This is a genomic window from Algoriphagus terrigena DSM 22685, from assembly GCF_000429445.1.
Lineage (GTDB): Bacteria > Bacteroidota > Bacteroidia > Cytophagales > Cyclobacteriaceae > Algoriphagus > Algoriphagus terrigena.
Genome location: NZ_AUBW01000006.1, coordinates 233,191 through 252,227, shown reverse-complemented (window position 1 = coordinate 252,227; position 19,037 = coordinate 233,191). Strand labels below are relative to the sequence as shown.

General features: G+C 48.6%; 13 protein-coding genes. 1 reads left to right on the top strand and 12 read right to left on the bottom strand.

Annotated elements, in window-relative coordinates:
• The first annotated feature begins 2 nt into the window (after window positions 1-2).
• Complete coding sequence (locus tag G459_RS0107010) at window positions 3-881, top strand: YicC/YloC family endoribonuclease (protein ID WP_026967004.1); 879 nt, start codon at window positions 3-5, stop codon at window positions 879-881.
• A gap of 112 nt (window positions 882-993) precedes the next feature.
• Here G459_RS0107010 and G459_RS0107005 read toward each other — a convergent pair whose 3' ends face one another.
• The 12 genes from G459_RS0107005 to G459_RS0106945 form a co-directional block, all read right to left on the bottom strand.
• A complete protein-coding gene (locus G459_RS0107005) occupies window positions 994-1,665 on the bottom strand; it encodes an energy transducer TonB (RefSeq protein ID WP_026967003.1) in 672 nt (223 codons plus the stop codon).
• Between the two features lie 137 nt (window positions 1,666-1,802).
• On the bottom strand, window positions 1,803-2,483 hold the full coding sequence (locus tag G459_RS0107000) for an energy transducer TonB (protein ID WP_026967002.1): 681 nt from the start codon (window positions 2,481-2,483) through the stop codon (window positions 1,803-1,805).
• Window positions 2,484-2,550: 67 nt separating this feature from the next.
• Window positions 2,551-2,916 (bottom strand): VanZ family protein, encoded by a 366-nt coding sequence (locus tag G459_RS0106995; protein ID WP_157373289.1) that lies wholly within the window; start codon window positions 2,914-2,916, stop codon window positions 2,551-2,553.
• A gap of 16 nt (window positions 2,917-2,932) precedes the next feature.
• A complete protein-coding gene (gcvH, locus tag G459_RS0106990) occupies window positions 2,933-3,310 on the bottom strand; it encodes a glycine cleavage system protein GcvH (protein WP_026967000.1) in 378 nt (125 codons plus the stop codon).
• A gap of 55 nt (window positions 3,311-3,365) precedes the next feature.
• Window positions 3,366-10,304, bottom strand: a complete 6,939-nt coding sequence (gene sov, locus G459_RS0106985; RefSeq protein ID WP_245588139.1) for a T9SS outer membrane translocon Sov/SprA — start codon at window positions 10,302-10,304, stop codon at window positions 3,366-3,368.
• A gap of 207 nt (window positions 10,305-10,511) precedes the next feature.
• Window positions 10,512-11,108 carry a Holliday junction branch migration protein RuvA gene (gene ruvA / locus G459_RS0106980; protein WP_026966998.1) on the bottom strand — a complete coding sequence of 199 codons (597 nt, stop codon included), beginning with the start codon at window positions 11,106-11,108 and terminating at the stop codon, window positions 10,512-10,514.
• Complete coding sequence (locus G459_RS0106975) at window positions 11,105-13,378, bottom strand: NADP-dependent malic enzyme (protein ID WP_026966997.1); 2,274 nt, start codon at window positions 13,376-13,378, stop codon at window positions 11,105-11,107. Before G459_RS0106975 ends, ruvA begins: the two co-directional genes overlap by 4 nt.
• Window positions 13,379-13,393: 15 nt before the next feature.
• Window positions 13,394-14,494, bottom strand: coding sequence for a DUF4837 family protein (locus G459_RS0106970; RefSeq protein WP_026966996.1), 1,101 nt, complete (start codon window positions 14,492-14,494; stop codon window positions 13,394-13,396).
• Window positions 14,495-14,629: 135 nt separating this feature from the next.
• Window positions 14,630-16,024 (bottom strand): LysM peptidoglycan-binding domain-containing protein, encoded by a 1,395-nt coding sequence (locus tag G459_RS0106965; RefSeq protein ID WP_026966995.1) that lies wholly within the window; start codon window positions 16,022-16,024, stop codon window positions 14,630-14,632.
• 11 nt (window positions 16,025-16,035) lie between these two features.
• The gene (gene gatA, locus G459_RS0106960; protein WP_026966994.1) at window positions 16,036-17,463 is read right to left on the bottom strand and encodes an Asp-tRNA(Asn)/Glu-tRNA(Gln) amidotransferase subunit GatA; all 1,428 of its coding nucleotides are present in this window, start codon (window positions 17,461-17,463) and stop codon (window positions 16,036-16,038) included.
• Between the two features lie 18 nt (window positions 17,464-17,481).
• Entirely contained in the window at window positions 17,482-17,679 is a 198-nt protein-coding gene (gene tatA, locus G459_RS0106955) for a twin-arginine translocase TatA/TatE family subunit (protein WP_026966993.1), read from the bottom strand.
• 114 nt (window positions 17,680-17,793) lie between these two features.
• Window positions 17,794-19,035: a murein hydrolase activator EnvC family protein gene (locus tag G459_RS0106945; protein ID WP_026966992.1), complete on the bottom strand. Its 1,242-nt coding sequence runs from the start codon at window positions 19,033-19,035 to the stop codon at window positions 17,794-17,796.
• Window positions 19,036-19,037 lie beyond the last annotated feature (2 nt).

The window sequence follows — 19,037 nt, the reverse complement described above, 5'->3', positions numbered from 1 at the left end:
TTATGATCAAGTCAATGACCGGCTTTGGAGTAGCCGGATTTGAGAATGAGCAAATGATGATTCAAGTCGAAGTTCGTTCGCTCAACTCAAAATTTTTGGATTTATCCATTCGAAGCCCCAGGCAATTTTCTGATAAGGAACCGGAGATCCGTTCCATTGTCCAGGGAATTTTGGATCGCGGTAAAGTGAATGTATCAATAGACTTTGTGGCAAAAGGAAGCCAGAGTCTGCCTGTTACCATCAATCAGGAGTTATTCAAGACCTATTTCGAAGAATTCAAAAGCTTGGCGGATTTAGTCGGGGAGAAACCTTCCGATTTGTTTAAGCTGGCACTGCAGGCTCCCAATGTGATCATTTCAGTGCCTGTGGAGCGCGAAGAAAATGATGACTGGGCTCAGGTGAAGGAAGTGTTACAGCAAGCGTTGGAGAAGTGTGACGGTTTTAGAAAGGACGAAGGGGCATCGTTGTATGCGAAGCTTGAAGAAAATATTCAGGTGATCCGGGGTGCTTTTCAGCGGGTGAAAGCTGAGGAACCGATCCGGAAAGAGAGAATTCAGCAGCGCATCAAAGGACATTTTGCACAGTGGATGGATGAGAACTCTTTTGACGCCAACCGTTTTGAGCAGGAGTTGATTTACTATTTCGAAAAGATCGACATCACCGAAGAGTTGGTCCGATTGGAAACCCACTTGGACTACTTCATGAAATCGATGCGTGAGGAAGTCAGTCAAGGCAAAAAGCTGGGATTTATCAGCCAGGAGATAGGTCGGGAAATCAATACGATCGGCTCCAAAGCCAATGACGCCGAGATTCAAAAACACGTTATCTTGATGAAAGACGAGCTCGAAAAAATCAAAGAGCAGTCGCTGAATGTGATCTAAAATAAGTTTGAGTTAGGCTCTGTTCGCTACGGAAAGCTGACGGATGCCAATGCATATGAAACAGAAAAGCCTGCGCCATCAGCGTAGGCTTTTCCTTTGAAAGGCAGTTGGTTTAGTTAAGCTTGAATTTAATAGGGATCGTCATTCGGACTCTCACAGGCTTGCCGTGATGACGGGCGGCTTTCCAGTTGGGAGAATTAAGAACAGCGTCCATTGCGGCCTTGTCCAAGGCTGGATCCACCTGACGAACCACTTCCACGTCTTGAATACCTCCGTCCGTATTGACTACGAATCTCACCAGTACCGTGCCGTCGATTCCCATCCTTTGCGCTTGTCGGGGATAGTTTAGATTGCCCCGGAGGTACTTGTACCATGCGTCCATCCCACCTGCAAACTCGGCAGGAACCTCGCTGAAGTCAAGTATTTCGTCTGCAACCTCCACGGTCGGTGGCCCGGCAAGTTCCACCGGAGGGATTATCTCGGCTTCATTCGGATTGATGTCGATGGTAAACACTTGGTCGACTTTGATATCATTGTCGATGATTTTGATCTCAGGAGGTGAGACGGGTGGGGGAGTCACCGGTGGCGGGTTTTGTATCGTGATCGGAACAATTTCGGTATCCCATTCTGTCGTACCCTTTGAGATATCGAGCAGTGGATTTTCCTCTTCAGCCTTCCATTCGAAAGCCACCAATACTGCGCCGACTGAGATCATCAGTCCGAGGTTGAGAAGCGGGCCTTGCCATCTGCGAAGATCGGACCCGATGTTCTTTTTTAGTTCCATGATTGTTAGAGTTTTGGTTGACAGAAGTTAACCTCGCTAATTTGAAATAGCTACTTCTCTAACGTTTTTTAACTATTCAAAAAGTTTTTCAAATCCAGGCAAAAAAAAGACCCGATTTCTCGGGTCTCTTATTGATTTTAGCTAAGCTTGAATCGAATCGGAAGTCTCATACGAGTACGTACCGCTCGGCCTCTTTGCTTTCCAGGTTCCCATTTCGGGGCTTCCTGTACTACTTTTACAGCTTCTTCGTCGCAACCTCCGCCGATACCTCTCAAGACTTCTACGTCTTGGATAGATCCGTCAGTGTTGATTACGAATACTACGATTACCGTACCTTCGATACCCATTCTTCTCGCTTGGGTTGGGTACTTCAGGTTTTTGGAAAGATATTGATTCCAACCTGACATTCCGCCCGGAGGGTTTGGCTGAGTTTCTACTACGTCGAAGATTTCATCTGCCTTCTCTACTACTGGAGCTTCAGCGATAACCACCTCTTTGATGACAGTGGTTTCTTTCACGTCGACATCGAAGTTTACGTCGATTTTTTCCTCGATCTCTACCTCATCCGGAATCTCCTCAATAACCGGTTGTTCCATTGGAGGTGGTGGAGGTGGTGGAGGTGGCTGTTCTGTGATTGGCACATCAAGCAACTCTTCGAAGTTGTCAGTTACTGCACCCAGATCCTTAAGACCTGAGTCATCGTATGACTTATATTCGAAGGCAGCAAGTGTAAGCCCAACAGCTACTGCTAACCCGAGATTGGTAAACATACCAACCCTTTTGGTTATATCAGCGCTTGGAGACTTTTTTGCTTCCATGGTGAAATTGGTTTTTACAGGTTAATCTTTTCGAAATCTGAATAACAAGTGTAAGAATTATTGGAGATTATTCCAAAATGTATTTAACGGACGGCCATTTTAAATAGATCAACACTCCGATTCCTGCACCTAGTACATTGACTATCATGTCCATTAATTCAAACGAACGAAACGGGATAAATTGTTGGAGAGATTCTAAAATTATCCCGGCGAGGACCCCGAAAAGGACGAAATTACGCCAGATGGCAGTGTTCTTGGCTGATACCTGATCCCTCTTGATTCCGATGCCGCTCCATAGATAGCTTTGAACGAAAAATGAAATCAAGTGAACTGCTTTGTCTTGGAAGTCAAACAGGTCAACTTCAGGTAGCTTGGTTCCCGGAGTCAGCATGGCAAATGCCAATAAAACCAACCAGGAAATCGCAAGAATCAATCGCAAAACTCAGAGATTATGCTCCAACCAATTCCGCGTATTCCGCCGCATCCAGTAGATCTTCTGGAAGATCGCCAACGATCTTCACTTTGACCATCCAACCAGTTCCGTAAGGAGATTCATTGACCAACTCAGGAGCGGATTCTAACTCTTCGTTGAATTCGAGGATTTCTCCGGTCAGCGGCATAAATAGGTCTGACACTGTTTTGACAGCTTCCACAGTACCAAATACTTCACCAGCTTCGATCGTGTCGCCCACAGTTTCTACTTCTACATAGACGATATCTCCCAATTCTTTCTGGGCGAATTCGGTTACACCAATGGTCGCGATGTCACCTTCGATCTTAACCCATTCGTGATCCTTGGTGTACTTCAGTTCTTGTGGAAAATTCATAATTTGTTCGTTTTTAGAATGGCCAAAATTAAAAGGAATCGGGCGAGATTGAAATCTATTGAGATAAATTAAATCTCAATTGTCCGCCAAAAGCAGTGGAGGATCTTCGGTAAGCTGTGGTCACTCGAGGTTCGTTGATCGTTCGCTCAAAGTACAGCGTTAGATTTAGGTTTTGATTGATGACATAGCCTACGGTCGGCCTCAGTTGAATGTTGAGGTTACCGTTGGTGATGGTGCTTCCCTCTTCTATCTTTCGCTGTACCTGACGGACGTCGACTACCTTGGAGTCAAGACGTAGCTGCAGGTCATTTTTCAATACTTTCTGACTTCCCTGAATCTTAAAGGGAACCTTCACACCAGCTTTGGTGTAGGCCAATGTCAGTCCGAAGTCACTGCTTTTTTGCTCAGTCACCTGGGAGTTGGAGAAGTTCATTCCCAAAATCCGCTCCCTGTTGTAATTGACTACGACGTTCAGTCGTGATTTGGTCATCAAATCGAGCCCGATCAGCGGACCAAAACGCTCTGTCAGCACGACTTCGTTCAAGATGTAGATGGGGATAAATAGGCCGTCATCGTTCGATATATCCGGCCGTTGCATTTGCTGAAGTGAGTTGAAGAGTTCAAGCCCCTGCTGATATTGAAGGGAGTTAGAGAAGTTGCTGACGTCGTAGGTTGAGGTGTAGCCGTGGGTCAGATTGATGCTGCTGAAGATGTCACTCAGTCCTTTCAGTCGGGAAAGGCCCCGGTAGTCAAATCTCCAGTTGGGTAGGGGTGTCTTTGGAAAAGGATTGAGTTTGACCTCATTCGGGTCTTTTCCCAAATAAGCTGCCAAGAAGGATGGGATCAATACGTCTTGGCCGTTCAGGCCATATTCCCCCGGGACTTCCGAGCTTGCGTCGAGCCTTGACTTGATGATTGACCGGTAGTTTTCAAGGTTGGTGAACAGTGGAGAGTTGTTTTGAGAGTCATCTTTACTGAACGAAGTCCCCAGCATGATGGTCGTGATGGAGTAGGAGCTAAGCCTGTTAGGGCTAAGACTTTGATACTCTCCTGGATTGTCCAGGGAGTTTCGGAAGATTTCCTGATAGTCTCCGATTTCGCGTTTTCGAGCTTCTAGCGTGATTCTAAAATCACGGATAGGCTCCAGAATTCCGTTCAATCTGAGGGTCATCGCTCGGTTTTGCTTGAACGTCTGGGTGAGTTCGGTACTGGGCGCCACCTCTCCGTTTTGGGCAAGAGTGTATCGCAGGTTTGGATTTTGGCTACCAAAGACGAATGCCCAGCTTGGATTGTCCCAAGCTTTGTCCATCCCCAGCAGTCCGGTGTTTGGCATGTAGCCGGGCATAAATGTCCCTTCGAGCACACCGTAGAAGAAGGTGATCTCTTTGGTCATCATCAGGAATTTCATCAGGTGATTGCTGAATGGCGTCCCGATGGTGTCCTCGGCAGTCGTGGTGGTTCTTCCGGGAATTGGCGGCCGTTTTGGCGCGTTGAGAGCAGCGAGCTTTTTATTCTTGTTGTACAGCTTGAGCATGTCAAATTTGCCGGTCAAGCTCTGATCCCTTGTATTGAAGATGACGTTTCCCAAGCTGTCTTTTTGGCCGACGGTACCCGTTTGCCAAGTATAGGAAGCGATGTATTTGTAGTCTGTTTGGATCCAATCGGTCACCGGCAGCTTCGCCAGCGGAATGGAGTAATTGACAGAAAGGGTGTGGTTATAGTTGGTCGTGCGACCAAATCGCCAGGCGTTGTATTTCACTGAATCGCGCTTGGCTTCCGTATCCAAATCCCCTTCTGGTTCATCCACAATCGCGCTGGCACGTGTCGCGAAGTCTACTCTCAGACTGTTGGAAAGATCCCAGTTGATGTTGAAGGAGCGATTCATGAAGAATGACTTTTGAAATAAAGGATCCACCCCCGTCGTGCTTAGATCACCACTGCGATACTGTGATCTCAGGAATCTCCTGTCCACATCCAGCCGCGCCAGCAGGTTTGTCGGAGCGAGGTTTAGATTGAAATCCTTCAACAAACGCAGGTAGGGAGAGGTCATGCCTTCCTTATTTTGGAAAGGGGCAATTCGCCACTCCTTGGGCTGAAAGTTATAGGTGATGTTTCCCCGGTTGGTTTTGAAGTTGTAGCTCTGAATCTGCGCGTTGGTTTGGGTGACCGAACCGACGGCATAAGAGAACGCAAAATTGGAGAAGTTATAGATTCGGTTTGGCGAATCCGGATTTCGTTTGATTTTCCGTACGTTATTAAAACTCAGATTTCGGCGGTTGAGTTGATCCAAGGCGATATCTCGATAGGCATCCCGTTCCGCGTTGGTTTCATATTTCCCCAAAGCCACTTCGAACGGCACGTCGGGGTTAAGCGGGTCATATTCCGGCTTGGTATTGGAGTTTTCTACCGAGAAATACATCGGTATACTCACGCCCAGCGCCTCGGGGAGCAACTTGTTGATCTCTACGTTGGTGGAGATGTCATATTGCGTCGTGGCTTGACGGGCCCGTTGCGAAAGCTTGGTTTCCAATCCTCCAAAGCCAATGGAATTGTGTCGGATCGAAGCCGAGACAACCGCGACGTCGGCGATTTTGGTGTTTAAGAATGCATTGGCCGCCCAGCCGTTGCTTTTGGTGAAGCCCGTCACACGGAGTTCGTTGGCCCAAATACAGATTGACTTGGATGAACCGACCCCAGTCCCAGGATTTTTCACCCCAATCATCATACTCTGCACCATGCTCAACTCGGGTCGACCGACCACGGTCACTTTGTACTGTCTGATATTCTGGGAAAACGGGAGATTGAGCGGCGATTGGCTGTTGTCGCGATCTACTTTTACGCCGACGATTTCCTGGATGGCGATATCAAGCTCGTTTTCCAGAGGCCAAACAGCTCTTTGGTCATTGGTACCTAGCGGGGAGATCAGGAGCGGAATTTCGATTTCGTAGTAGTTGTCGGTGTAGTCCGTGCCCAATCTCAGGAAGGCAGATACCTCTCCATCTTGGACATCGGCACTGTTGGCGTGGAAAAACATCTTGATTCGCTCGTATTGCACCAGATCTTGATTCACGTTTTTAAAAACGCCACGGCCGTCTTTTGCCGCCAAATCCTCGATACATAGCCGGAGCGATTGCTCGTTGAGACGCCGCTCGACAGTAGAGGTATTGTCCCGGTCCCGGTTGATGCCAGGAGGCAAGACGTAGGGGCTTTGCTTGTCGTTACCCTGCGAGTTTTGCTCAATGTTGACCACATCCACTACCATGTTAGAGACGTCCGGCTCGGGAATTTCCGAAAACCCTTTTTCGTATAGCGATTCTTGGAAAATCCGCCACTGGCTACCCACCATCCTAAACTCGGCCATACGCAACACGACGGGTTGTTCGAAGTCTGTCAGATACGTCCGCATCCAACGGATCGACTTGAAGCCGGTGATTTCGCCCTCCACCCGATCAGGCTGGCGCACTGGAATCCGAAACAGATACCAACTCACTTCCTGGCCCCCTTCAGAGTTGGTGACCTTATCCACGATGTGATTTTCACCGACGTTCATCTCTCCTGGGCGTAGGTCAATCTCGTATTCGTAGTAGTTTTCGAGCTCGTTGATGGTGTTGTCGGTATTCAGATCCTCGTTGTCGGGGATATTGCCTCCGGAGGGCGTATAGTCGAGATTCTCGTTGGCAGAGACTGGCGTATTGCCTTCCATTCCATTGAATTTCTTGTACCTCTCCAGTATTTTGATGTCGGCTTCGTCAAATTTTTCGTCCAGATAATATTGAAAAGCATCTGCCGAGACGTCTTGTGTGATGGTATTTCTCGCGTCGGCAGATACGTTAAGACGATCCAGGAATCTACTTTGGAAATAGTTCTGCTCGTCCTCATTTTTCAGCCCATCCAGACCGACATCCTGATTTGCTCGAGAGGACTCAGAGTTGTCAAAAGCCGGGATCAGAAACTGCTCCCGGGTGAGTCTTCCCCATTCGTTTTGGCCGGTCTCGGACGGATCACCGTCAGCCGGAAGCCCATTTTCGAAAGCATGTGTGCCGTCTTTCATCACATCTTCGGAGATGTCTCCAAGATTTATCAACAGCTTGCCGCCAGTTGTATTGTTTTCGTTGAAAATTCCGTCCAGCACTTTTCCGTTTTCCCCCGGGATAAAAGGATCTAATAACCAAAATTCGATGTATTCGATGTTGGTTCGGTCAAAGTCAACCTCAGTCGTGATCGCCCGCGTAACCCCACCATAGTTCAGTCGTGGGTTGGGTAGGAGGCCGTCAGCATCCAGGTTTGGATTGTAATTGAACATTCCCCGCTCACTCGGGAAGTAGGCCATTTCGAAGAGCGGCTGGGGAACCACGATCACTTCGCGATCTTGATTTTTGAAAATTTCTTGCGGGCGTATTGCTCTGACATAATGATTTTGTCGATCCGCAGGTGTAATGTTAGTCGGAACTCCTGCGCCGCCATCCCGGTAGAAAATATTGTCGATGTTGTACCAGGCCAGTCTCGCTCTTCGGTAAGCGCTTCCAAGATTGTCTTCCGTCTGACCGCTCAGGTCAAAGCGATTGGTAGGGGTCTTTGGAGTAGATGAAAGTTTCCAGTTTTGGTTGGCCGCAGCGCCGAGGTAAAATGGCGTGACAGCCGCTTCAAAATCATCGATGTAAGAAGCCGGATCGCCGTCTACAGTATTGGAAGTTCCCGGGATCAGGTGAGCAAACTCGGCGTTGAACTGGACGAGGGACTTTTCCTTCGTGTCGGTAAAAGGCAAGGCATCGGCAAGCTTGGTCAGCCACCGGGACTCGTCATTGAAGTTGACATCCAATCCCCAGAGACTGTTTTTAAGGGTTTCATTTCCAGTTGCGATCCGGGTCACATTTGGTCGCTCGTTCAGGTACATGAACGTACCTCCGATGTTCAGCTTTTTGCTGACGAGGTAGTCCAGTCGTGTGCCGATGAGACTCCGGGTTTGGAAGGAAACCAGATCAGCCTTTTCGAAGCTGACATTGATCTGTTTGCCTGATTGGAGGATCGCGTCGTTGATGATCACCAAGCGCCCTACATTGTAGTCGATGGTGTAGTCGACTCCCTCGGTCAACGGAATATTTCCTGCTTGGACGACGACAGATCCTGGAGCGATATTCAGTCCCGGGAGCTGGATTTCACTGGCCGAGCCCGCGGTCAATCTCCCTTTGATGAAATATTTGTTGAGTCGCGTGACAAGCTCAGCATCTGCTTGAGTCGTGCGGTAGAGAGTATCGTAGACGTATTTGTCCTTGAGGACAATTTCTTGCGGGAGGAAGTTTTTTTCAAGATTCGATCCGAAAGGCTCCAGGACGGGAAAGATGAGCAAACCTCTGTCAGAGAGCATCGTGAGTCCTTCGATAAAGTCAAAGTTTCCGTCCGGCGCAGGGTCATTCTGCGGATTGAGATTATCCAGTCCTGTGAGCCGGATCAGCGGCTTGTCCTGGACATTCGCACCTTCCAGCAGGGAGGGATTGTCCAAGCCAGTCCGGTCATCGCGGTAGATCACCTGGAGTTGGAAGCCTTCTCTCATGATCTGGCTTGCGTTGAGGCTGTACACGTTTTTCATCATCAAATCCCAAGTCGGGATCCTGGGATTGATGCGTGTCGGTCGGAGCATTTTCAGGAAAATGAGCTCATCCTCAGCTCTTGCTTGATAGTCTTCTGTCAGTTCTCCCACTTTATAAACCTGGCCATTGTAGGTGTATTCGTAGGATACTGCAAGCACTTCGTCGTTTTGAAGTCTTCGGAAAAGAGAAACATAACCGAGCTGGGGATTGAAAAAGTATTCGGTTGGATTCAGCTTTCTGGCTCCGTTGATCTGCTCAAAATCCACCCCTTTTCTGATTCCCAAGCTCGACTCCATAGCTCTGGATCCTGTATCAAATGGCCTGAACGAGGGATTATTTGAGATGTTGGAGTACAGTAAGTTTGCGCTGTTTCCAGCCGGAGCTCCCGCATTTCCGGGGCCGATGTTTGGGTTGGTTGGATTATAGATCACCCGACCTTCGCCCAAATCCATGAAGGCGGCGAAATTTCTCAGCGTCTCGGTATTGGTCGCGCGATTCATGATGTATACCTCAATACGGGTGACCGTGACGCCGGAAAGCACCTGAGGCAGTCCTCTAAGCCACCTTTCGTAGTTGTCCCGGAAAAAGTGGCCGATGAAAAAGTGCCTGTTTTCGTCATATTCCGAAGCTTGGATGTCAAACGACCTGCCCTGGCCATTGGCATCGATCACCAGGTTGTCTCTTCGACCCCGTTGGGTAGAAGCGACCGCGGTGATATTCAATTTGCCAAACCTTAGCTGTGTTTTCACCCCAAAGAGATTTTGCGCCCCTTGAATCAGCCTGTTTTGAATCGGCATACTCACATTGCCGATCTCGACGGATTGAAGGATGTCTTCTTCAAAACCATCGTATTCGACCTTGAGCTGATTCTGAAAATCAAAGGAATTGTTGGAGTCAAAGTTGGCGGAGATCTTCATCTTTTGACCCAAAGAGCCATTGACGGCCATCTGGATTTGCTGATCAAAATTAAATCCTCCGTTTTGTTGCTGACGAATCGGAAGTGTGGGATTGTCTATCCTCCGAAAGATGGCCCCAAAATCCAGGTTAACGTATCCAGTTGGGACGATGTTGATCTCGTTGCCGCCGAATATTCGATCAAACGACGGGCTGACGGTAAGTGGCGGGATCAGACTCCTACCTTCCACAGCACTTTCGCCGTCCATTCCCCTGGCTCGGGATCTCCAGTAGTCTTGGCGCACGCGGTACTCCTGAAGCTGGGAAAATTGCTCAAAATCGTATTCTTGCTCGTTTCCCACCCGGGTGCTGTCGATCTGATCGACGATGTTGTACCGGAGAGTGGAGTCGATCAGGACTTTGACCGATTGCTCGACGGGAGGACTTGGGAGAAAAGGGGATTTTGGCTTTAAAAACGGATTTCGGTTGGGGTTTAATGGATTGGTTCTCATGTTTTGCCAAAGCAAAAATGAGGGAGACAATCTGCGAGTATTTAGGGAATCGATACGGGATTGGGTACTATCAACTGCAACTGTTTGGGCATTGAGCGGCGAAATTGCTAGTAGACAGCCCAACAGGAAAATAAAAACAGGCCCGTGACTTCTAAATTCGCTTCTGTAGAAAGTCAGTAACTCCTGAAAGTTCAATCCAGCTTCAAATTAAAGTGTCTTTAAAGATGCTTTAATTAAATCTTCTAAGGAAATTTCTCCATCGGTTTTTTTAAGCACCAGCGTGATATTCTTCTCTGCCACAGCCTTTGGAAATCCCAGAGTAATAAGCGCCTGTAACGCTTCCTCGCGGATTTTATTGCTGGTTTTAAGAAATCCGAGCGGCGTTGTAGTCTCGCCGTTACCCTGTTTTCCGACCTTGTCTTTCAGTTCCAAGATGATCCGCTGGGCGGTCTTGACACCGATGCCTTTGACGGCTTGGATGGTAGCTACGTCGCCGGACAAGATCGCATGCTCGATCTCTTCGGTGCTCAGGGAGGACAAGATCATCAATCCGGTATTTGGTCCGACCCCGTTGATGGAGATGAGCAAAAGGAACAGTTTCTTTTCGGACTCTTCTTTGAATCCGTAGAGTGTATGCGCGTCCTCCTTGATATGCAAAAAGGTCAGGAGCCTGATTTGCTCCTCATCTTTGATTTTGCTGTAGGTCTGCAGCGATATTTTCACTTGATAGCCGACCCCGCCCACATCGATGATGACATAGGTCGGGTCTTTGAAGGCAAGTTTGCCACTCAGATAGGCGATCATAGGGCTCCATCCGAAGATTGAGCGTCCACCACTGCGATGGCGACCATATTGACGATTTCGCGGATCGAACTGCCCAATTGTAGGATATGAACCGGTTTGTTCATGCCTAGCAGGATCGGACCGATGGCTTCTGCATTGCCAAGTTCAGCGAGCAGTTTGTAAGCAATGTTGCTGGACGCAAGATCGGGGAAGATCAAGGTGTTGACCGCATTTTTGGCCAGTTTGGAGAAAGGATAAATCTCCCGCTGGATCTCCTGATTGAGCGCGACATTGGCCTGCATTTCTCCTTCGATGATGATGTCCGGGTATTTGGCTTGGGCCAGCGCAGTCGCTTTGGCCATCTTAGCTGGGATTTCTCCCTGGGCGGAGCCAAAGTTGGAGTAGGACAGCAGCGCGATCTTGGGTTCCATGTTGAAAAACTTCACGGCGTTGGCTGTCAGGCCGATGATTTCGCAGAGTTCTTCCGCAGTAGGGTTGACATTGACTGTGGCATCGGCCAGGAAATACGGGCCTTTTGGAGTATTCATGATATACATCCCCGCGACACGATTTACACCTTCTTTGACCCCGATAGTATGGAGTGAGGGAAGGATTGTCTTTGGATAATCCCGCGTCAGGCCCGAGATAAAGGCATCCGCCGAACCTGTCTCGACCATCAGCGCGCCGAAATAATTCCGTTCTCTGACCAGTCGTTTTGCATCGAAGATCGTCATGCCTTTGCGCTGACGCTTTTTGTACAGGATTTTGGCAAATTTCTCCACCGTCGCAAGTTCCTCTACCGGATCGATGATCGTCACCTGTTTCAGATCGAGTGCGTTGTTTTCGATAAGCTCAAGGATTCTTTCACGGTTACCCAGCAAGATTGGGATAGCAATTTTTTCGTCCCGCAGAATCTGTGACGCCTTGAGGATTTTTAAATTATCTGCTTCTCCAAATACGACCCGCTTTGGATCTTTTTTGGCTCTGCCGATGACGATGGACATCAGGCGCTGATCGATTCCGATTCGCTTTTGAAGTTCCAGTTCGTAGGCATCCCAGTCTTCAATAGTCTTTTTGGCGACTCCAGACGCGATGGCAGCTTTGGCTACGGCGGGGGCGATAGTGGTGATTAGCCTTGGGTCGACTGGTTTTGGAATCAGGTAAAATCTTCCAAAAGCAAGGTTGGAGTCACCGTATGCTTTGTTGACTATCTCCGGAACGGGATCTTTGGCAAGCTTGGCGATCGCATGCGCGACAGCCAGTTTCATCTCTTCGTTGATCACCGTGGCCCTTACGTCCAAAGCTCCTCTGAAAATGTAGGGAAATCCCAAGACGTTGTTCACCTGATTCGGGTGATCGGATCGGCCGGTGGCCATGATCACATCTGCCCGGGTGGCTATTGCCAAATCATAGTTTATCTCAGGATCCGGGTTTGCCAGCGCAAAAACAATGGGGTCGGGCGCCATCGACAGAATCATGTCCTGAGAGATGATATTTCCGGCTGAAAGACCCAAAAACACGTCCGCTCCCGGCAAAGCCTCACGGATATGGTGAATGTCCTTGGTGGTCGCAAATTCCCGATGAATGTCAGAAAGATCCGGTCTGTCAGTACGGATTACGCCGTCCTTGTCACAAACGATGACGTTTTCAATGTTTACGCCCAGGCTGACATAGAATCTCAGACAGGAAATGGCCGCAGCTCCGGCTCCGCTCACGACGAGTTTGATGTCACCGATTTTCTTTCCCACGATCTCCAGCGCATTCATCAGTGCAGCGCCTGAGATGATCGCGGTGCCGTGCTGATCGTCGTGCATCACGGGGATATTCATCTCCTGCTTCAGCGTCTGCTCGATTTCGAAGCATTCGGGAGCTTTGATGTCTTCCAGATTTATCCCGCCAAAAGTAGGCTCTAGGGACTTGATAATCTGGATCAGTTTTTTTGGATCTTTTTCGTCGACTTCCAGATCGAAGACGTCGATTCCAGCAAATTTTTTGAAAAGTACTCCCTTGCCTTCCATCACCGGTTTGGAAGCTGCCGGTCCGATGTCGCCGAGACCCAAGACGGCAGTTCCATTGGAGATTACCGCTACCAGGTTGCCTTTTGCGGTGTATTTGTAGCTGTTTTCGGGATCAAGGGCGATTTCCTTGCAGGGCTCAGCCACTCCGGGAGAGTAGGCGAGTGCAAGGTCGATCTGACTGGAAACTGGCTTGGTTGGAATTACTTCGATTTTCCCGGGTGAGCCTTGGCTATGATAATTTAAGGCGTCTTCCTTTCGGATTTTGATTGTCATATTTGGGAGTATAGGTCAGGCACCCTGGCTTTCTTTCCAGCTTACATTGGTATTCAGCAAGATGGTCTGGATCTCGCGAAGTGCATCCCGGTGTAATTCATTGGGGTAGTAGACAAAACCTTCCATGTAATACAGTTTGCCTTTGGCCTGATCCACCATCAAATATCCTAGGTAAGTCCCCCCCATGCTGATGTTGTTGGTTTTCCAGGTGCCTCTCATTTCGACGGTAAAATTATCATTAATCACCATGTTTCGGAAAGCAGGCGGGATTTGTTTTTCGCTTACCATGAAGGAGTTTGGGTCCTCTGGATCTCCAAAGATATGCTTGCCTGCGACTGAATCTCTGAGGCTCAGGATGTTTGCAGGAAACGTCTGCTCCTCGGAAGTATAGTCTGTTTCATAGAAAAAGATACTGATGTCCGGGCGGTTCTCAGTGGGCGAGGGGGACCTCATCCAAAGGAAGTCATCGGACAACTTAGCGACTTGATAGGATGCAGGAGCTTGGATTTCAATCCCCAGATTTTCTCTCGCATCGTGTTCCGCTTGGGAGTTTTTTCTGGCGAAAAGAGGCTTCTCCAATCTGCCGCGTTCCCGTACTTCAAATAGGTTTCGAAGTCTTTCCTTGTTCTTCCGGAGATTGGCAATCAGTTCTTCTTCTGTATTGCCAAAGAGGTAGAGGACTTCCTGACCGCTTGCGAATTCGTCTTCCATTCTCAACGAATAGAGGCTCGGATCTGCAGCGGCCTTATCTTTGGATTCCTTTGTAAACTGCGCATTGATCACTTGACTGCCGCCTTTTTTGTCGTCGAATGTGGTCACGTAGATCAGATTGGTATACATCTTCAGCATTCTCGTCATGGCACGAGGGTCAACACGGTGTACCTTGAAGATACTCTCAGATCGGAGCATTCCCGGTATGTCTGCTTCAAAGATCTCCCGCAGCTCATCTCCAACAGGCCCGGCCCATTTGGTGGAGTCAATGGCCAGTACAATCTCTCCGATTGATCCCCGAGCCTTCGGTTTCTGATTTTCGAGGAAGCTGCCTTTGCCGTTTTCACCGCATGAGATCAGAAGAGCCGAAAATAGAATCAGGAGTGTATAGGAAAGCGCTTTCATAGTTTTCTTGTTTAAGCATCGCCTCAAGTTAATCACTAAAAACGAGTCTTTCCGATTTTGGTTAATTAATCTATAAGTTAAATAACTTTAATGAAGTAGATCAACCGACTTAAGTTCGACTTAAAAATGAGCCAACTATCCGATGATCAGCCGTTGGCCGGGCTTGATGTTGTTGGAGTTGAGATTGTTCAACCGCTTGATTTGATCCACTGACAGGGCGTGTTTCTGGGAAATGATCCAAAGTGAGTCACCGGGACGGACGGTATAAGTTCGCTGCCCTGAATTAGATGAATTATCAGCCAGATTTTCGGCGGCGGGTGCTTTTCCGTTGTACAGGTAGAGGGTTTGTCCCACTTTGATCAGATTTGATCGGAGGTTATTCCATTCTTTCAGCTGACTGACACTGACTCCATGTTTGGAGGCGATGGAACCTAGCACGTCTCCGGATCTCACCCGGTAGGAGGTTCTTGCGGAATTGGAAGATGCTACGGCTTTCTCGACCGCGACGATCGCTGGCGCATCATTGGATGCTAAAAGTAGGTTGGGCTGACTTCCCAACGAATCGCCTATCCAAGCCAGATTTTCCTTGAGAAACGGTGCCTTTGATCTTGGTATTTTCACCTCCATGCTGCGATGCGATAGGGGGACATTTTTTGCCTTGATGGAGGGGTTCAGATGCTCGAGGTCTTCGATGCAGATTGCGGTCAGCTCGGAGAGTTTGTCCAGACTGAATGCCCGATCGAATCTGATCTTTTCGTACTCAATCGGGTAGGTGGGTTCCTCGAGGCTGAAGTTGTGCGCCTCTAGATTGTTGAGGATGTAGAGGAAAGCCTGGAATTGGGGCACGTAGCTTCTGGTTTCCTTTGGCAGGTAGTTGTAAATCCCCCAGAAGGTTTTCTTGCCACCGGATCTCCGGATTGCTTTTCGGACGTTGCCTGGCCCGCAGTTGTAGGCAGCGAGCGCAACTTCCCAGTCACCAAACATGCGATAGAGTGACTTCAGGTATTTGGCTGCGGCATCCGTGGATAGCTCTGGGTCCATGCGGTCATCGACATCGGGATTCACATTCATGCCGTACATCTTGCCTGTGGCTGGCATAAACTGCCAAAGTCCCATAGCTCCGACACGGCTTTTGATTTGAGGGTCAAGGCCCGATTCCACGATCGAAAGATATTCGATCTCGGATGGCATGTCGTGTTTTTTAAGCGTGGCTTCGAACATCGGGAAATAGATGTCTTTTCGCTCGAGCACCATCTTGGTGTAGTCCCTGTTTCGGACGGTGAAGTATTGGATAAAGGAAAAAATGCGGTCATTCAGCTCAAAAGGCATCCCAATGGTCATGGCCTCGATGCGCTGCTCGACTTCTTCGTAGGTAAAGTCCGGAATGTATTCGTAATGATAGTTGGGCTGAATGTCTTCAGACATCAATACGGCCGATTCCTGTGGTTCTTCTTGGGAAAAAGCTTCGGTCAGAGGGATCAGACAAGTGAGAAATACCGGAATGATTGTACTGCGCAAAGACTTTTTCATCAATTGTTAATTTAAGAGGTTAATTCAGTCAGGTAATTGCTAAAGCCGTAAAGCTCAGCCTCTTTGAATGAGTTGGACATTACTTGTAGCCCAATTGGCATGCCAGACTTGTCAAACCCATTAGGGATAGAGATCGCCGGAACGCCTGATACTGAAGCCTGTACGGTGAAGAGATCCTCGAGGTACATCGCTACAGGGTCGCCGCTGTGCTCACCAAACTTGAACGCAGTAGATGGCGTCGTCGGCATAATAATATAGTCAAATTCGTTTAAAAGATTTTCTGTGAAGTCTTTTATTAGTCTTCTGACCTGCTGAGCCTTAGTGAAATAGGCGTCGTAGTAGCTGGCAGAAAGTACAAACGTGCCCAGCATAATCCTTCTTTTTACCTCATACCCAAAACCTTCGCTTCGGGTGAGTTTGTACATGCTTTCCAGATTATGGGCGTTTGGAGTGCGGTAGCCATATTTCACTCCATCAAAACGGGAGAGGTTAGAACTGGCCTCAGCCGTGGTGAGAATGTAATAAGTCGGAAGGAGGTATTTCAGCAGGGGAAATGTAACCTCTTTGACTTCATGGCCTTCGGCCTTCAGTTTATCAAGCGTAGCCAAGGTGTTTTCCCTGATTTCGGCTTGAAGTGCAGGAGATTCTAGGGTCTCTTTGAGGTAAGCGACTGTTACTTTTTTGTCAAAATGCAACAGCTCACTGTAATGGAGTACCGGTTTTCGGGAGGAAGTGCTGTCGAACTCATCGTGTCCGGCGATGATCTCCATGACCAGTGCATTGTCTTTTACCGTTCGTGAAAAGACACCGATCGTATCAAATGTGGATGCGTAGGCGATCAGCCCCCAGCGGGAGACGCGTGAATAGGTGGGTTTCATCCCGATGATTCCCGTGAAAGCTGCCGGCTGGCGGACAGATCCTCCGGTATCAGTTCCCAGGGAGACGGTACAGAGATTGGCTTGGACGGCTACGGCAGAACCTCCCGAAGACCCGCCGGGTACGCGGCTTTCATCCAGGGCGTTGAGCACTTTGCCGTGCACAGAGTTTTCATTGGAGCTGCCCATGCCAAACTCGTCACAGTTGAGTCTGCCGATGATGATCGCGTCTTCATCGATCAGTCTTTGGATGGCGGTCGTAGTATATTGGGCTTGGTAACCTTTGAGAATTGCCGATGCAGCATTGGATTCGTGTCCTGCATAGTTGAGGACATCCTTGATCCCTATTACCATTCCGGCGAGTTTTCCGGCTTTACCTTTGGCGATTTTTTCGTCGATTTGGTCGGCGCGTTCTAGAGCGGACTCCTTATAAACTTCAACGAAGGCGTTGAGATGCGCCTTCGTTGAGATGTTTTGTAAGTAGTGATTGACGATTGCCCGGCAGCCGGCCTCTTTTTTTTCGAGCGACTTCTTGATTTCGTCGAATGAACTAAATTTTTCCAAGGGTATTGGCTTGAGAGATTACTTTTTCTTGTCTTTCAGCCCTTCTTCAAGATCGTTCTGAATTTCTTTGGTAGCGTCTTTGAATTCTTTAATGCCACGACCCAGTCCTCGGGCCAATTCAGGGATCCTTTTAGCACCAAACAGCAAGAGGATGATAACGATGATCAATATGATCGAACCTCCGCCCATGTTTTGAATGAAACCTAATGTAGTCATGATGGTGTATTTGTTTAAGGATATACAGGGTTACAAAGATACAAGTGTCACGCGCTTAGCCAAAAATATGGCTATTGACAATTGCTCTTTTTTATGAACATACGATTTTAAATTCTATTTGGATGAAATCCATGTTGCGGGGTCCATGATCTGGAGTCCTTTCCAGGTCTGGAAGTGGATTTCTGTTTCTCCTTCGCCGTTAGTGCCCGCCTCACCGATGATGTCTTTTGCCTTGACGGCCTGACCTGACTTCACGCTGATGTTTTTCAGTCGGCTATACATGGTGTAGTATTCTCCATGCTTGATGATGACCGTGCCTCCAAAACCCGGCATGGTGGTGATCTTGGTCACCGTGCCGTCGAATACAGTCCTTACACTTGAGTTGGGCTGCGTGCGTATATCGATCCCGTCACTTTCGAGTGTAATGCCTTTCAGTGAGGGGTGCGGATACGTTCCATAGCTCTGGGCGATGAATCCCGTCGCCACTGGCCAAGGCAATTTTCCTCTGTTTCCTGCAAAAGAACTGGAAAGTGCCGCCGCTTCCGGTGTCATCGGCATGCTCGTTCCGGCTTTTTTGGTCGTGGTGGTGTTGGCTTTTTTAGCTTCTGCTTCGGCGCGTTTGATCTCGTCCTCGATCACTTTCTTGATCATCCTGTTGAGCTGATCCTGTTGTTTTTTGGTAGCGGTGATCTGACGCTGGATGTCCCGCTCTTTTTTGGAAAGGGTATTTACCACGCCTTGCTGGCTTTTTCTTAGTCGCTCAAGCTCAGCCTTTTCTTTTTGCTCCTCAGAAAGCACGGTTACCTTGTCGGCTTTTCGCTGATCCAGTAAGGTCCGCTGTTCGGCCAGTTCGAGGGAGAATTTCTCGATCTGTGCCGCTTGCTGTTTTCTGCTCTCACTGTATTGCCTCAGGTATTTCAGTCGCATGTAGAGCTGGTTGAAATTGCCCGAGCTAAATACAAACGCGACAATGGAAAGGCCGCGGTTTATCTTGGAGGACGAATAGATCATCCTGGAATATTCGGCCTTGAGCTCCTTGAGTTGGGACTCCAGCTCTGAGATTTTTTCTTCAGTCTCGGCGATTTCCTGATTGATCAGACGGATCTCACGGTCGAGCGTGTTTACCAGCCTGTTTTGGGTCTGAAACTGCCTAGTCAGCGCATTGAGTTCTCCCAGGGACGTTTTTTTGTTGGCGGTGGTCTGCTTTAGGATCGCGTCAAACTCCCGGAGTCTTGCCTGCACTTCGGCTTTTTCCCGCTCCAGCTCCTCTCTCGTTTTTGTGGTTTGGGAAAAGGTGTCAGAGCTCCCGAGGAAAAGCAGTAAAAATAAGAAGAGTATAAATCTATAAATCCGCATGG

Excerpts from the sequence above, each read along its gene's own strand:
- G459_RS0107010 (WP_026967004.1), top strand. The coding sequence starts at position 3 with ATGATCAAGTCAATGACCGGCTTTGGAGTAGCCGGATTTGAGAATGAG.
- G459_RS0107005 (WP_026967003.1), bottom strand. The coding sequence starts at position 1,665 with ATGGAACTAAAAAAGAACATCGGGTCCGATCTTCGCAGATGGCAAGGC.
- G459_RS0107000 (WP_026967002.1), bottom strand. The coding sequence starts at position 2,483 with ATGGAAGCAAAAAAGTCTCCAAGCGCTGATATAACCAAAAGGGTTGGT.
- gcvH (WP_026967000.1), bottom strand. The coding sequence starts at position 3,310 with ATGAATTTTCCACAAGAACTGAAGTACACCAAGGATCACGAATGGGTT.
- sov (WP_245588139.1), bottom strand. The coding sequence starts at position 10,304 with ATGAGAACCAATCCATTAAACCCCAACCGAAATCCGTTTTTAAAGCCA.
- ruvA (WP_026966998.1), bottom strand. The coding sequence starts at position 11,108 with ATGATCGCCTATCTGAGTGGCAAACTTGCCTTCAAAGACCCGACCTAT.
- G459_RS0106975 (WP_026966997.1), bottom strand. The coding sequence starts at position 13,378 with ATGACAATCAAAATCCGAAAGGAAGACGCCTTAAATTATCATAGCCAA.
- G459_RS0106970 (WP_026966996.1), bottom strand. The coding sequence starts at position 14,494 with ATGAAAGCGCTTTCCTATACACTCCTGATTCTATTTTCGGCTCTTCTG.
- G459_RS0106965 (WP_026966995.1), bottom strand. The coding sequence starts at position 16,024 with ATGAAAAAGTCTTTGCGCAGTACAATCATTCCGGTATTTCTCACTTGT.
- tatA (WP_026966993.1), bottom strand. The coding sequence starts at position 17,679 with ATGACTACATTAGGTTTCATTCAAAACATGGGCGGAGGTTCGATCATA.
- G459_RS0106945 (WP_026966992.1), bottom strand. The coding sequence starts at position 19,035 with ATGCGGATTTATAGATTTATACTCTTCTTATTTTTACTGCTTTTCCTC.